This is a genomic window from Geoanaerobacter pelophilus, assembly GCF_018476885.1.
Classification (GTDB): Bacteria; Desulfobacterota; Desulfuromonadia; order Geobacterales; family DSM-12255; genus Geoanaerobacter; species Geoanaerobacter pelophilus.
In genome coordinates, this window is record NZ_JAHCVJ010000005.1 from 36,150 (window position 1) to 50,458 (window position 14,309).

The window sequence follows — 14,309 nt, forward strand, 5'->3', positions numbered from 1 at the left end:
ATGGCGACGGCAGGCGCTGGAATTCAGCTTCACCCTGCCTGCCGTGTCCGGCAAGAGGGGTTCGGTCTCCTGTTTTACGATTCCAGGGGACCGCGACTTCTCTTTGCCGCAACCGGCAACCTGCTTCCGCCCGATTTTTATTCGGTTCAGAGGCGCCGGGACGAGTTCCCCGCAGAGGTGACAGCCGCACAGCAACAGTCGCTCCAGAAGTTCGTCAACCAGCTGCTGGAAAAGGGGTTTCTCCGTGAGCAATAAATATGTCGAGCAGGGGCTGCGCGCCCCGGTAAACCTTACCTGGGAAGTATCGCTGGCTTGCAATCTGCGTTGCAGCCATTGCCTCTCATCCTCCGGGGAGCCTGCTGCAGGCGAACTCACTACCTCTGAGGCCCTTGACCTAGTGGAGCAGCTGCATCAGGCGCGGGTCTTCCAGGTCAACTTCGGCGGCGGCGAGCCGTTTATGCGCCCCGATTTCGAAGAGATCCTGGCCGCCTGCCACAGCCGGGGCATCATGACCTGCATCTCCACCAATGGTACTATGCTTGACGCCGAGCGGGTTGCCCGTCTGGCCAAAAGCCGGCTGGTGGCTATCCAGGTGAGTCTGGATGGTGCCAATAGCGAGACCTGTGACGCTGTCCGGGGCAAAGGGGTCTTTACCGCGGCTATTGAGGCCGTTAAGCTTCTGGCAGCATCCTCCATCCCTACCAGCATCAATACCGTCCTGACCACACACAATGCCAGTGAGATTCCGGCCATGCACGAACTGGCGCAATCGCTCGGCGTATCGCTGCGGGTCAGCCGCTTTCGCCCCTCCGGGCGCGGTGCGGACAACTGGGAGCAGTTGCGCCCTACGCCGGCTCAGCTGCTGGCCTTTTCCGACTGGCTCGCCAAGAGCGGTGACGTCCGTACCGGCGACAGTTTCTTTTCTCTGACCAGCCAGGAGCGGCAGGGCCTGGGGCTTAACCTGTGCGGCGCTGCCAAACTAACCTGTTGCGTTGGCCCCACCGGCAATATGTACCCCTGCGCCTTCCTGCAGACCGAGCGGTTCAAGGCCGGATCGCTTCGGGACAATACCTTCCAGGAAATCTGGGACAGTTCCGAGATCTATGAATCGTTTCGATCCTTGCGGATTCACTCCTGTGAATCATGCAACCGCTTCGACCAGTGCCACGGCGGTTGTCCGGCGGTGGCCTGGCACTTGAAAAATGACATCAACGGCGGAGACCCGGAGTGCCTGGAGCGCTGCGTGACCTCGATCGCCGACTCTAATAAGACGGCCAAGGCCGCGTGATTATTGTAGGGGCGGTTCGCGAACCGCCACATGATGGAAATCATCAATATCTTCAAGGAGCCACAACCATGATGTTCCCGTATCTGTTCTCCCCTCTAAAGCTGGGGACGGTCGAAGTGAAAAACCGGATCTCCTTTCAGCCGCACCTGACGAATCTCGCAGTGGGCAATCTTCCCAGCGAGCGACAGATGTACTACTGGGGGGAACGCGCCAAAGGTGGGGCTGGCCTGATCATCACCGAGGAGATGAGCGTCCACCCTACCGACATGGCCTACGAGAAACTGATCGACGTCTATCACCCGGAGGTGATCCCCGGTTTCAAGAAGATCACTGACTACGTGCATCAATACGACGCCAAGATCTTTGCCCAACTGAACCACAATGGTCAACAGGGGGACGGCTCTATTTCACGGTTGCCGGTCTGGGCGCCGAGCCCGATGCCAGACGTGCTGTTCCGTGAGACGCCGAAAGAGATGGAGCCGGAGGATATCGAGGAGGTGGCCCGTTACTTTGCCAAATGCGCCATCCATGTGCGCGAGGGTGGTTTTGACGGCATAGAGCTCCAGTTCGGCCACTCCAGCCTGGCGCGCCAGTTTCTGTCGCCGCTGACCAACTTCCGCAGCGACGAGTATGGCGGCAGTCTGGAAAACCGGATGCGTGCCCCGCTGCGCTTCATCAGTGCCGTGCGCAAAGCGGTGGGCAATGACTTTACGCTCGGGGTCAGGATGTGCGCCGACGAGATGATTCCCGGCGGCCTCGACCTGGCTCAGGTACAGGAGATCTGTGCCGGCTTCGAAACGTCCGGCCTGATCGATTTCATGGACCTCTCCATTGCCACTTTCTACAACCTCTACTTGGTGGAAGGCTCCATGCACACTCCACTCGGCTATACCATCCCGTTGGCGGCCGGGGTTCGAGAAAAGATCAAGCTGCCGGTCTTCTGCACCGGCCGGATCAACGATCCGGTCATGGCCGAGAAAGTACTGGCCAACGGCCAGGCCGACATGATCGGCATGTGCCGCGGTCTGATCTGCGACCCGTTCCTCCCCAAGAAGGCGTTTGAAGGACGGATGGACGATATCCGGTACTGCATCGCCTGCAACCAGGGGTGTATCGGCCGGATCGGCATGAACAAGCTGCTAGGCTGCGTGCAGAATCCGGCAGTGGGCCGGGAGAAAGAGTGGGGCGAAGGGACGCTGGAGAAGGCTGCCGTACGGAAAAAAGTCGCCATTGTCGGCGGCGGACCTGGGGGGATGTGGGCCGCCAAGATGGCCGGCCGCCGCGGCCATGATGTGACCCTTTTTGACCGGAACGAGGTTCTCGGCGGCCAGGTGCTGACAGCCATGAAAGGAGCGGGGCGCGACGAGTTCGGAGTCATCATCCGCAACGAAAAGGAACAGGTGGACAAGGCCGGCGCCAAGGTAAAGCTGGGGGTAGAGGTGACCATCGAGCAGTTGCTGGCGGACAAGCCTGACGTGGTGATCGTGGCCACTGGCAGTGTTCCCAAGGAACACCCGGTACCCGGCGCCGACGGGCCGGCTATCTATAACGTCTGGCAGGTGCTGAACAGCCAGCCGGAATTGGGCCAGACCGTTTGCCTCATCGACTATGACGGCCATCAGCGGGCGGCAGCCACCGCCGAGTACCTGGCCATCCAGGGCAAGAAAGTGCACATGATCACCGCCAGCCTCTTTATCGGTGCTGAACTGGGACCGACCCAGGATCTTTACCTCACCCGGCAGCGGCTGCTGCAGAAGGGGGTCACCTTCACTCCGGACATCGCGGTAATGGAGGTGGCAGGGGATGCCGGGGCCAAGGTTATAAAGGGTTTCAACGTCTATTCCAATGCCTGGGATGAATGGGGGCCGTTTGATTCCGTGGTCCTGGCCATGGGCCAGCGGGTTGATGATGCCCTGTACCAGAGCCTGAAAGGCAAAGTGAAGGAGTTGTACCGGGTCGGCGATGCTGTGGCTCCACGCAAGGTGGATATGGCAATCTGGGAAGGGCACAAGATCGGGAGGGAGATCTAATGGGGACGAGCGGACACATCCTCGCTTTTGTCGATCTGCCTGAAGGCCTGCTGGATGAGGCTGGCCGGGGATTGCTCTCCTATGCATCGCGCCTGGCGGCCTTTACCGAAATGACCTGGGGAGCGGCAACCCTGCTCTCGCCGGCCGAAGAAACGCTGGCAGGCTTTGCTGCTTACGGCACCCCGGCGGTAGAATACCTGGTAGACGGCACATCGCTGCTCGATACTCCGGACCGTTTGGGGCGCGTGCTGGCGCAGCAGATATCGTCCGGGAGCGCCACCCTGGTGCTGCTCCCTCATAATGATCTCGGCGCCACTCTGGCGCCAGTGCTGGCTGCATCGCTTGATGCCGCGCTGCTGACCGAGGTAACCACGGCCCGCAGAGTGAACGGGAATCTGCAGCTCTCCCGCTCGGCCTTGGGCGGCAGGCTCGCGGAAAGCCGGGTCTGGGACGCCAGCCGACCGTTGATCATTACTGTTCCTGTACGTTTGTTGAGCCAGGTGCTGCTCCCGTCAATCAAGCCGACCACGCCGCAGTTGACAGCCTGGCTGCCTGCTCCGCAAGCCGACGACAACGTCGCTACCATCATCACCAGAATTCCTCCCGACCCCCAGACCGTAGACCTGACCGATGCGGAGGTGATCTTCAGCGCTGGCAAGGGGTGCGATCCGGCTACCTTCGGCCAGCTGATGGAACTGTGCAAGCTGCTGAATGTCTCCTTTGGCGTTACCCGACCGGTATACGACCTGGGTTGGACCGGTTTCGAGCGGATGGTGGGGCAGACCGGCCGCACCGTCACCCCACGGCTTTACCTGGCGCTCGGCATTTCCGGCTCGATGCACCATGTGGGGGGTATCAAGGATGCCAAGCGGATCGTGGCAGTCAACAGCGACCCCAAGGCGCCGATCTTTCCCAATTCCGATGACGGGTTTGTGGCAGATCTGCGTGAAATAATACCGCGCCTGTTGGACAAAGCCCGGTCAGCGTGCGGAGGTGCGGCATGAGCAAGGAATTTCAGGCAATAGTCGTCGGCGCCGGCCCGGCAGGTTCGTCCGCGGCCCTGACCATGGCCCGGGCCGGGCTGGATGTGGCGCTGGTGGAACGGGGCAATTTCCCGGGCGAGAAGAACATGTTCGGTGGCTTGCTGCACCGGATGACCTCCATCGAAGAGGTGTTCCCCGACTTCTGGGAGCGGGCGCCGCTGGAGCGGCATATCGCCAAGAAGGGAACCACCTTCATGACTGATGCGGCGAGTTTCCATGTGCAGCACGAAACCGCCAGTTTCGATCGGACCCCGTACAACGGTTACACGGTTTTTCGTCCCAAGTTCGACCGGTGGTTGGCTGAAGAGGCGGTCAAGGCTGGTGTGACCCTGATAAACCGCTCTACGGTTGAAGATGTGGTGCTGAAGAATAACCGGGTACAAGGTGTCACCATTGTCGGTCGCCAGGGTAAGCTGTCCGCTCCGGTAGTGGTGGCAGCAGACGGTGTCCTTTCCTTTACCGCACTCAAGGCCGGGCTGCGTCGCCCTGGGTTCAACCCGGACCAGATGGCAGTCGGCATCAAAGCACTGTTCGACCTGCCGAAGGAGGTCATTGATGACCGATTCGGCCTGGTACGCGACCAGGGTTTTGCCAATGAATATGTCGGCTGCACCGGCGGCGTCCGCGGCGGCGGCTTCCTTTACACCAACTACGACACGATTTCCGTGGGGCTGGTAGTGCACCTGAGCAGCTTACGCGCCAGCGGCAAGACCCCCTACGACCTTTTGAACGCCTTCCTTGAGCAGCCGCAGTTCACCAAACTCCTCAAAGGGGGGCGGCTGATGGAGTACTCGGCCCATGTCATTCCCGAGGGGGGCTATGCCATGATCCCCGAACTTTACGGCGACGGCATTCTGGTAGCCGGAGACGCCGCTGCCCTCTGCAATGCAACAGGCGTCAACCTGGAGGGGATCAATCTTGCCTCACATTCCGGAATTCTTGCTGCCAAGACCGTAGTCGAGGCCCATGCGGAAAACGATTTCTCCCGGAAAGCACTCAAGCGTTACAAGGACCGGCTTGACCTGAGCTGGGTGATGAAGGACCTCAAAGGGTTCAGGAATGCGCCGAAGATGCTCCATATCGACCGGATCTACAACGAATATCCGGAGCTGGTCTGTAGCATGATGGAGCATGTCTACCGGATCGACGGCACCCCGAAGGTCAGCATTCCCAAACTGATCATGCGGGAAGTCAAGGAGAAGGTCGGGATAAAGAACGCCTTTTCTGACCTGCTGACCGCCTGGAGGGCATTGTGAACATCGACGAGATTTTCGATTTTACCAGTTTCACCATAGACCGTGAGCCCCACATCGTTCTGGACGACAAAGTTTGCGCCGGCTGCGATGTGCGAGGCTGCACCAACTGCTGCCCGGCACGCTGCTACACCTGGTCTGAGGCCGAACAGAAGATGACTTTTGTCTATGACGGCTGCCTGGAATGCGGTTCCTGTTACGTGGTTTGCCAGCGCAACGCATTTACCCGCTGGCGCTATCCCCGCGGTGGTTTCGGGGTCTCATTCCGGATGACGTGAATGATTCACCGGTTTATCGAGCGGTGCTATGAAAAATTGTTCTGGAGATATGTCCATGCCAAACCAAGACCTGAATATTCTGGTTCTCCTTCGCGAGTGCTCTGATCCGCGGCCGCCTGCCAAGGCGATTACTCGCGGTGCCGGCATAAGTGACCGGGGATTACGGCGAATAGCGAACCCGGCCGATTTATCGGCCTTGGAAGAGGCGCTCCGCTTGAAGGATCACTACGGAGCCACTGTGACCGTTCTTGCCATCGGCCCGGAACGGCTCGACGACCTGCTCCGCCTTGCCGCTTCCATGGGAGAAGTTCGCTGCATCAGGTTCTGGGATCACGGGCTAGAAGGGAGCGATGCTGTGGCCGATGCCCGGGTATTGGCCCGGCTCATCAATATCCTTGCCCCGAAGCTGGTGTTTACCGGTAGTCGTCTCCTTGACCGGGGGGACGATCCGGTGCCGGCTCTGGCAGCGGCAATGGAAACCATGCCCTGCCTGGCAACGGTTACTGATCTGAAGCTGGCCGGAAGCTGTGTTGAAGCGTTGCGCAAGGTGGACCGCGGTGGACGCCAGGAGGTGACGGCACCGTGTCCCTGCGTTGTTCAGTTCGAGGATCTGGGTGTGTCCCGTTATCCGACAGTGGATGCCGTTGCTGCCGCAGTCAATGCGCCGGTGACACGGTGGCATCTGGCCGACCTGGGGCTGCCGTTCTGGGAAGTTGGCGCAACCGGCGCTTGTCTGCCGTTGGCCGAATTTGGCGTCCCGCGCCCGGACCCGGTGCGGGTGGTGACGCCGGATGCGCAGTTGCCGACCTTCGAGCGGATACTGTCGCTTCTGTCCGGCGGGATCAAGGCCCGAGAGGGGAAGCTGCGAACCGGGTCAGCCGATGAACTCTCTGCGGGGATTTGGCAGATTCTGCAACAAGAAGGAATAGCGCCATGATTTACCGGTTATCCCCGCAAGTGGAGCTTATGGAAAAAGGTGGCGCGCATCTGCTTGTCAGCCGGGCGCCGTTGTGCGTCTTACGCCTGAACCGCTCCCTTCGGGAACTGGTCTTGCGTGGTACGGACGGTCCGATAACCCCGATCTCCACCGCTGAACAGACAGTGCTGGAGCAGTTGGCGGGGAAAGGTTTTGTCGAGCGGGTCAGGGAGAGCCACGAGCTGCCAACGGATCTGCCGACGGTCAGTATCGTGATCCCGGTGAAGGATCGTGAAGAAGAGCTTGCCCGGTGCCTGGCCTCTTTGAATCGCATCATCTACCCAAAAGAAAAGCTCCAGATCATCGTGGTGGATGACGGTAGCAAGGATCTCAGCCCGCTATTGGCAGAATTATACGGAGCAAAGGTCGTTCCGTCGGGTGGGGTTGGCAGAGGGCCGGCAGCAGCACGCAATGTCGGTGCCCGGGTGGCCACGGGAGAGATCCTGGCTTTCATAGATTCTGATTGTACGGCGTCTCCCGGCTGGCTCAGCGAGCTGCTCCCTGCTTTCAGCGACCAGCGGATGGCTGCAGTCGGGGGGTTTGTGGACGGCATGTGCCGGGAATCTGCTGTGGACTTGTACGAAAGCGTCATGTCCAGCCTCTCCCTCGGTAAAAGAGAGCTTACCGGCAGCAACGGTGACGACACCTTCTATCTGCCGAGCTGTAATCTTCTGGTACGGCGGAGCCTGTTCCAAGGGGTCGGCGGTTTTCGGGACGAGATGCATGTCGGCGAGGACGTGGACCTTACCTGGCGGCTGCGCGACAACGGCTGGAGTATCTGTTATCTCCCCGCAGGCCGGATCTACCATGAACACCGGAGTACGCTGCGCTCGTTCATGTCGCGCCGTTTTGACTACGGCACATCGGAAGGCACTCTGCAGCGCCTCCATCCGCTGCGTCGCAAACGGATGGTCATGCCGCCGCTGCTGGTGCTGCTGTTGGTGCTCTGCTTGTCTGCGCCGTTTACCGGCAGCTGGAGCCTGCTAATCGCTGTTGGCGTACTTTCCCTGGACGTGATCGCTGTCAAGGGGCAGTTGATGAGGCGCAAGGTCCCGGTTGGTATTTCGGCTCTTATTGCCGGCAGGCTGCGGGCACTGGGGAGTCTGGTTTATTACCTGAGCTATCACCTGGTCCGTTACTACTCGCTGCTGCTCGTTATTGGCGCGATATTTCTCCCTGCCCTGTGGCTGCTGTTTGCGGGGGCCCTGGGGTGTGCGGCGCGCGTCGATTATTCGGTGAGGAAGCCGGCACAATCGTTCCCGGCCTTTGTTGCGATCTATGCCTTGGAGCAGGTTGCTTATGGTGCCGGGGTTTTCTGGGGGTGCTTGAGTCGCAAGACTTTCGCTTCGTACCGGGTCACATTGCTGAGGCAGATCGCATTGCCATCGTAGTCGGCACGATTCGGTGCCCATACTGGTTGTGCCAGAAAGGAATCCTATAACTCTTTTACTCCGAGCCTGAACGCCTAAAGGACTATTCCCAGGGCGTCAGGCCAATGGGTTTTGCTGGAAACGGCAACGCCTCCCTTTGGAAAGGAGCATGAACCACGGCTACGGCCGCACCATTCAAAGAAAAAGTAAGGAGAGAGTATGGACAAGATTGCACGCATTGACATGGGGGCCACAGGCGGTCCAAAGATCAGCTACGAAGAGGTCGGAGAGTACTCGGGCCTTGGCGGAAGGGCGCTAACATCGCTGCTCATAGCCAAGGAAGTACACCCTCTGTGCCATCCGCTCGGCGCAGAGAATAAGCTGGTCTTTGCGCCGGGAATGCTCTCCGGCACCACCGGTTCCATGACCGGCCGGTTATCGGTTGGCTGCAAAAGTCCGCTGACCGGCACCATCAAGGAGTCCAATGCCGGCGGCCAGGCGGCCCAGGTGCTGGCTCGGATTGGTTATGCCGCGGTGATACTCGAAGGGAAGCCGGCCGGTGATAACCTGTACAAGATCATCATCAACAAGGACGGGATAACTATTGAGGTGGATAACAGCCTGAAGCTGCTGGACAACTATCCGCTGGTTGCCAAACTTCGTGGTCAGTACGGCGACAAGGTGGCGTACATTACCATCGGCTCTGCCGGCGAGCGCCAGCTGCTGGCGGCTTCCATTGCCTGTACTGACCCGGAACTCCGGCCCACAAGGCACTGCGGACGCGGCGGTGTCGGCGCGGTCATGGGAGCCAAGCGGGTCAAGGCGATCATTCTGGATGACGCCGGGATGAAAACCCGGGCACCCAAGGATCCGGAGAAGTTCCGCGATGCCAACCGGAAATTTGTCGAAGGTTTGCGCAAACATCCGGTGACCGGCGAGGGGCTTCCGGCTTACGGCACCAACGTCTTGACCAACGTCCTGAACGAGGCGGGCGGCTATCCGACCCGTAACTTCAAGTCAGGGGTATTCGAGGGTGGTGCCAAGCTTTCCGGGGAGGCCCAGGCCGAGCTCGAGATCAAGCGGGGAGGTACTGCCACCCACGGCTGTCACCGCGGCTGCGTCATCCAGTGCTCCGGCATCTTCAACGACAAAGATGGCAACTACGTCACCAAGCAGCCAGAGTACGAGACGGTCTGGTCGCATGGCGGCCATTGCGGTATCGACGACCTGGACACGGTGGCCAGGCTCGACTACATGGACGATAACATCGGTGTCGATACCATCGAGATGGGGGTCACCATCGGGGTAGCCATGGATGCCGGGATCATCGAGTTCGGCGATAAGGAAGGCGCTATTCGTCTGATGGGCGAAGTCGGTAACGGTACGCCGCTTGGTCGTGTCCTTGGCTGTGGCGCTGAAATCACCGGCAAGGTATTTGGCGTTGAGAAGGTGCCGGTGGTCAAGGGGCAGGCGCTGCCCGCCTATGATCCGCGCCCGATCCAGGGGATCGGCGTTACTTATGCCACCACTACCATGGGGGCCGACCATACTGCCGGCTATGCCATTGCCACCAACATCCTCAAGGTTGGGGGCGATGTCGATCCGTTAAAGACCGAGGGGCAGGTGGAACTGTCGCGGAATCTGCAGATTGCCACCGCGGCCATCGATTCCACCGGCATGTGCCTGTTCATCGCCTTTGCCATCATGGACCAGCCGGAAACATTCCAGGCCATGCTCGACATGCTCGGCGCCTTCTACGGCATCGAGATGACCGGCGACGACGTGGTGGCCCTTGGCAAAAAAGTCCTGTCCGCCGAGCGGGACTTCAATGCCAGGGCCGGGTTCACCAAGCACCACGACCGGTTGCCGCGCTTCTTCTATACCGACCCGATCGCACCGCACAACCAGGTGTTTTCGGTGCCTGACGAAGAGATGGACCAGCTGTTCAACTGGTAAAGCAGCAGAGAGGGGCGGGCATCCCTGCCCCTCTCTGCCATGGAACCGTTCCCCAACTGCAACGACAGGATATGTGATGAATACGCTCACCCCCGCTACCTTGCAATTGGAACTGGTTGCCGGCCAGTTGTCGGCTTTTTATCCATTGCTGCAGCAGGGGGTGGTGGTTGGCTGCATGGTCGGGTGCCGACTCGGCGAACTGCTGAGTGATCAGTGGGGCATCAGTCCCGATTATGTGAGCAAGCGGGTCACGACCATCTTTCTCAATTCCAGGGCAATTGATGACGTCAATACTGCGCTGATCGGACCGGATGCGGTCATTGCCCTGTCCGGGGCGATGCCTGGTCTGGTTGGCGCTACCATGCGGCGCGGTGGCTACTATGCGGCGATGCGCGGGGCCATGACCTACAATGATGAATCAGTTGCAACCAGCTTCAGGGAGGCCACGGTTCGCGTCAAGCTGTTCAATCTGTTGCTGGGGGAGCTGGGCCCAGGTTTTCTGCAGCGGGGGATTCTGCTGAGCGGCACGGAGCTGGTTGCCTTTTTCCGGAATCAGGGCATTGAATTCCGGCACGGATGCCGCGCTGCCAGGTTGAATGGCTTGGCGATTGATCCGGCTTTGCTCACAGAGGATGCGGATCTTGCCCGGATCAAATCGGTCCGGCTTACTGTCGAATGCAGGGATGCTGTATGAAAATAACGGTCAAACTTTTTGCCAGTTTCCAGAAGGGGCGTTTTACCATCGAGCAGCGCGATTATTCGGAGCTGACCACGGTAGCGGAGGTTGTTAGGGGGCTGGCGATCCCGGAGCAGGAGCTGGGAATCATGCTGGTCAACAGCCGTCATGTCAAGCTCGACCAGGTATTGGCTGAAGGTGATACCCTGGCGCTGTTCCCTCTTTTAGGCGGTGGTTGAGATGACAGCGCTGCACGATTATCTCCGCGGGCAGGCAAGCGACGGCCTGTTGTCCTGGGCGCGCCAGCGGCAGGCCATGGTCCGTTTCGGTTGCACCTGCTTCCAGGTGGAAGAGGCGGCCCTAACCCTGGGGATTCTCCCGGCACGATATCAGCGCAACCGCGAGACCATTGCCACTGCCGACCAGTTGACTCTGCTCCACAGCAGCGTGGCTGTTGTCGGCTGCGGCGGCCTGGGGGGGTATGTTGTTGAGGAGTTGGCGCGGCTGGGGGTCGGCCATCTCGTGGTGATCGATCCTGACTATTTTGAAGAGCATAATCTCAACCGGCAATTGTTCTCGCTCCCAGCCAATCTCGGCCATGCCAAGGTGGCGGCGGCGCAGAAACGGGTGGCTGCCCTCAACCCGGCGGTGACCCTGCATCCTTTGCAGGAGGCGCTCGGCATCGATAATGGACCGGAGTTGCTTGCCGGGGTACAGCTGGCAGTCGATTGCCTCGATAGCATTACGGTGCGTCTGGTACTGGCCGAGGTTTGCGAAACAATAGCCATTCCGTTGGTGCATGGCGCCATTGCCGGCTGGTACGGCCAGGTAACCACGCAGTTTCCGGGCGATCAGACCCTGCAAACTCTCTATCAAAACCGGTTGGAAGGGAAAGGGGTCGAGCAGAAGCTGGGTAATCCGGCCTTCACCCCTGCCGTGATAGCCAGCCTGCAAGTGGCCGAGGCCTGCAAGGTTTTGCTGGGGCATCAGGATACCCTGAGGCACCGGCTGCTGTCAGTCGATCTCAGGCAGATGCAGTTCCACGAAACTGCTGTGCCGGGCCAACCATCCGAGCAATAGCGGTCCGTGGCGCTGGCAGCTCTGAGCAGCAATCAGGCAGAGAACAGCCGCATTTTTCGATAAAGGGTATTGCGGCTGATGCCGAGCTGCCGTGCCGCCGCAGATATGTTCCCCTGGCATCCTGCCATGGCCTGTTGAATTGCCTGCGCTTCCAGGCTGTCAAGGCTCTCCGGTGGTGATGCTGAGCCAATGGTCCGGCATGGCTGCGCCTGTTGTCGGGCAGGTACCGGCACCGCTTCTTTTGCTTGCTCCAGAAAATCATCGGACAAGTGGCCCAGGGTGATTTCTTCATCGCTGCCGAGCAGGGCCAGGGCTGTCCGGAGCACGTTATGCATCTGACGCAGGTTCCCAGGCCAGGGGTGGGCGCTGAAGATGTTGAGCACATCCTCGCAGAGCCGCACGGAGCGGAGTGGCCCGGCAATGTCCGCCAGGATGGACCGGGAGAGCTGCAGCAGGTCTTCGCGTTCCCGTAGTGGGGGAAGGATTATCACTAGCCCGTTGAGCCGGTAGTAGAGGTCCTCACGGAAGCGGTTGGCAGCGATCTCGTCTCGCAGCTTCCGGTTGGTGGCGCAGATCACTGCAATGTCGACCGGATGCGCAGTGCCGTCTCCGAGCGGCGTGATGGAGCGCTCCTGTAGAACCCGCAACAACCTTGCCTGAAGGGCTAGGGGCATGTCGCCGATCTCATCGAGAAAGAGCGTCCCGCCGTTGGCCTGCCTGATTTTGCCGATATTCCCCTTACGCTTGGCCCCGGTAAATGCCCCCTCCTGATAGCCGAACAGTTCCGATTCGATCAACCCTTCGGGGATAGCAGCACAGTTGAGCGCCACAAATGGACCGCTGCGGCGGCTGTTGCTCTGGTGCATAGCCCGGGCAAACAGCTCCTTGCCGGTGCCGGATTCTCCTTCAATCAATACCGGGATGTCATGACCGAGCACCCGCTGGGCCTTGTCAATAGCGGTGCGCATCCTTGTGTCGCCGTATTCGAGCGCATTGAGCGACTGAAGCCGGGTTTCGCTGGCATCTGCCAGCCGCGGTCTGGTAGCGGTTTCCGGTTTTTCCTGACGCAAGAAGCGCTGTTTGTAACCGGGCGACATCCGGACTCGGGCATAGACGTTCAACCCTTCGGCAATGGGGAGGCGGATGACTGGTTGCGGGGTATTATCGGCCTGCAACAGCAAGGCATCGAATGGGATGTCGAACAGCTGTCGGAACGTGGCGGTCTGGGCCTGGTAACGATCCAGGTTCAGGTGGAGCAGAGCGCTGCGGTTGGCTGCCAGTAACTGGCCGTCCCGGCTGAACACGGCAATGGCTTCGTACATGGTGCCAATGAATTCCGGGCGATTGTGAAACTGGATGCAGATATCCGACTCAAAGCCGTTCGCAAACATCTGGTTTTCAATCTGTTGCACGGAAATCCGCACCAGGGCCATGGTGTGTTGCTGATAGGCGCGGCAGTCGCTGGAGACATCGAGCGCGCCCAGCAGCTTGCCGTAGGGGTCGAAGATGGGTGAAGCAGAGCAGGTCAGGAAATCATGGGCCTGGACATAATGCTCTGAACTGTGAACCACGATAGGTCGCTGTTCCACCAGGGCAGTGCCAATGGCATTGGTGCCACGAACCTGCTCGGACCAGATGCCTCCCGGCTGCAGGGCGACCTTTCTGGCCCTGCTGACGAAGTTCGAGTCGCCGAGCGAGTGCAGCACCACTCCGGTGGCGTCGGCCAACAAAACCATGCTGGAGCTGTCGTGGATCTGTTCATAGAGATTCTCCATTACAGAATAGGAGCTTACCAGCAGGGTGCGATTTTTCTCGGTCAGGCCGACCAGTTCCTTGCGGGCAATGGCCGCTATGTTGCTGTTTTCCCTCTCCATATCCACCCCGCACCCCTGTGACCGCTGCCATGATCGGAAGATATGCTCCGGAACCCGGCCGGCTGGGACGGTACCGTGGGATAAAAATTCGGTGCGGGCGCGATTGATGTTGATCTTGCTGACCAGGGGAAACTTGAACATGGAGTTGCTCCTCAGTGCCTTTCTTGCTGCCGATTAAGCCAACGGTATTTCCCTGAACCATTTTCTGCAGATTGTGAAGAAATAAAAACCGGTTTTGTTGCAGCGCAGATGTCCCGTTTCGTGACACCTGTTCATTGGCCGTTGTTACAGAATGGAGCAAGTATTGTGCCTGAACAGGCTACATAGTTGAGATGAGGGTGGCTTGGCCAAGCGAAGTTGTGAGCACTGTGGACCGGGCAAGTAAGGGGTAATCGCCAGTAAAACAGTTAGATACGCTGTCGAGATGTCAGCAAAGCGCATGCTGTTTCTAGTGTTGGAAAACAATGTTCTGTAGTTGGCATATG

The 14,309-nt window shown here is 59.5% G+C and carries 13 protein-coding genes and 1 riboswitch; of the genes, 12 read left to right on the plus strand and 1 reads right to left on the minus strand.

Annotated features, from left to right (window positions below; genetic code table 11):
• From mftB to KI809_RS12530, 12 genes are all read left to right on the plus strand, one after another.
• Positions 1-255, plus strand: a complete 255-nt coding sequence (gene mftB / locus KI809_RS12475; protein ID WP_214171903.1) for a mycofactocin biosynthesis chaperone MftB — start codon at positions 1-3, stop codon at positions 253-255.
• The gene (mftC, locus tag KI809_RS12480) at positions 245-1,288 is read left to right on the plus strand and encodes a mycofactocin radical SAM maturase (RefSeq protein ID WP_214171904.1); all 1,044 of its coding nucleotides are present in this window, start codon (positions 245-247) and stop codon (positions 1,286-1,288) included. Before mftB ends, mftC begins: the two co-directional genes overlap by 11 nt.
• A gap of 68 nt (positions 1,289-1,356) precedes the next feature.
• Positions 1,357-3,318 carry a mycofactocin system FadH/OYE family oxidoreductase 2 gene (locus KI809_RS12485; RefSeq protein WP_214171905.1) on the plus strand — a complete coding sequence of 654 codons (1,962 nt, stop codon included), beginning with the start codon at positions 1,357-1,359 and terminating at the stop codon, positions 3,316-3,318.
• On the plus strand, positions 3,318-4,322 hold the full coding sequence (locus tag KI809_RS12490) for an electron transfer flavoprotein subunit alpha/FixB family protein (protein ID WP_214171906.1): 1,005 nt from the start codon (positions 3,318-3,320) through the stop codon (positions 4,320-4,322). Before KI809_RS12485 ends, KI809_RS12490 begins: the two co-directional genes overlap by 1 nt.
• Entirely contained in the window at positions 4,319-5,617 is a 1,299-nt protein-coding gene (locus KI809_RS12495) for an FAD-dependent oxidoreductase (protein ID WP_214171907.1), read from the plus strand. The genes KI809_RS12490 and KI809_RS12495 overlap by 4 nt, the downstream gene beginning before the upstream one ends.
• The gene (locus tag KI809_RS12500) at positions 5,614-5,892 is read left to right on the plus strand and encodes a ferredoxin family protein (protein ID WP_214171908.1); all 279 of its coding nucleotides are present in this window, start codon (positions 5,614-5,616) and stop codon (positions 5,890-5,892) included. The genes KI809_RS12495 and KI809_RS12500 overlap by 4 nt, the downstream gene beginning before the upstream one ends.
• Before the next feature lie 55 nt (positions 5,893-5,947).
• Positions 5,948-6,829, plus strand: coding sequence for an electron transfer flavoprotein subunit beta/FixA family protein (locus KI809_RS12505; protein ID WP_214171909.1), 882 nt, complete (start codon positions 5,948-5,950; stop codon positions 6,827-6,829).
• Positions 6,826-8,259 (plus strand): mycofactocin biosynthesis glycosyltransferase MftF, encoded by a 1,434-nt coding sequence (mftF, locus tag KI809_RS12510; protein ID WP_214171910.1) that lies wholly within the window; start codon positions 6,826-6,828, stop codon positions 8,257-8,259. Before KI809_RS12505 ends, mftF begins: the two co-directional genes overlap by 4 nt.
• Before the next feature lie 46 nt (positions 8,260-8,305).
• A riboswitch (molybdenum cofactor riboswitch) is annotated at positions 8,306-8,422 on the plus strand.
• Between the two features lie 35 nt (positions 8,423-8,457).
• Positions 8,458-10,194, plus strand: coding sequence for an aldehyde ferredoxin oxidoreductase C-terminal domain-containing protein (locus KI809_RS12515; protein ID WP_214171911.1), 1,737 nt, complete (start codon positions 8,458-8,460; stop codon positions 10,192-10,194).
• Between the two features lie 76 nt (positions 10,195-10,270).
• A complete protein-coding gene (locus KI809_RS12520; RefSeq protein ID WP_214171912.1) occupies positions 10,271-10,888 on the plus strand; it encodes a hypothetical protein in 618 nt (205 codons plus the stop codon).
• Entirely contained in the window at positions 10,885-11,109 is a 225-nt protein-coding gene (locus KI809_RS12525; protein ID WP_214171913.1) for a MoaD/ThiS family protein, read from the plus strand. Before KI809_RS12520 ends, KI809_RS12525 begins: the two co-directional genes overlap by 4 nt.
• A gap of 1 nt (position 11,110) precedes the next feature.
• Complete coding sequence (locus KI809_RS12530) at positions 11,111-11,950, plus strand: HesA/MoeB/ThiF family protein (protein WP_214171914.1); 840 nt, start codon at positions 11,111-11,113, stop codon at positions 11,948-11,950.
• 32 nt (positions 11,951-11,982) lie between these two features.
• Here KI809_RS12530 and KI809_RS12535 read toward each other — a convergent pair whose 3' ends face one another.
• Positions 11,983-13,965, minus strand: coding sequence for a sigma-54-dependent Fis family transcriptional regulator (locus KI809_RS12535; RefSeq protein ID WP_214171915.1), 1,983 nt, complete (start codon positions 13,963-13,965; stop codon positions 11,983-11,985).
• Between the last annotated feature and the right edge of the window lie 344 nt (positions 13,966-14,309).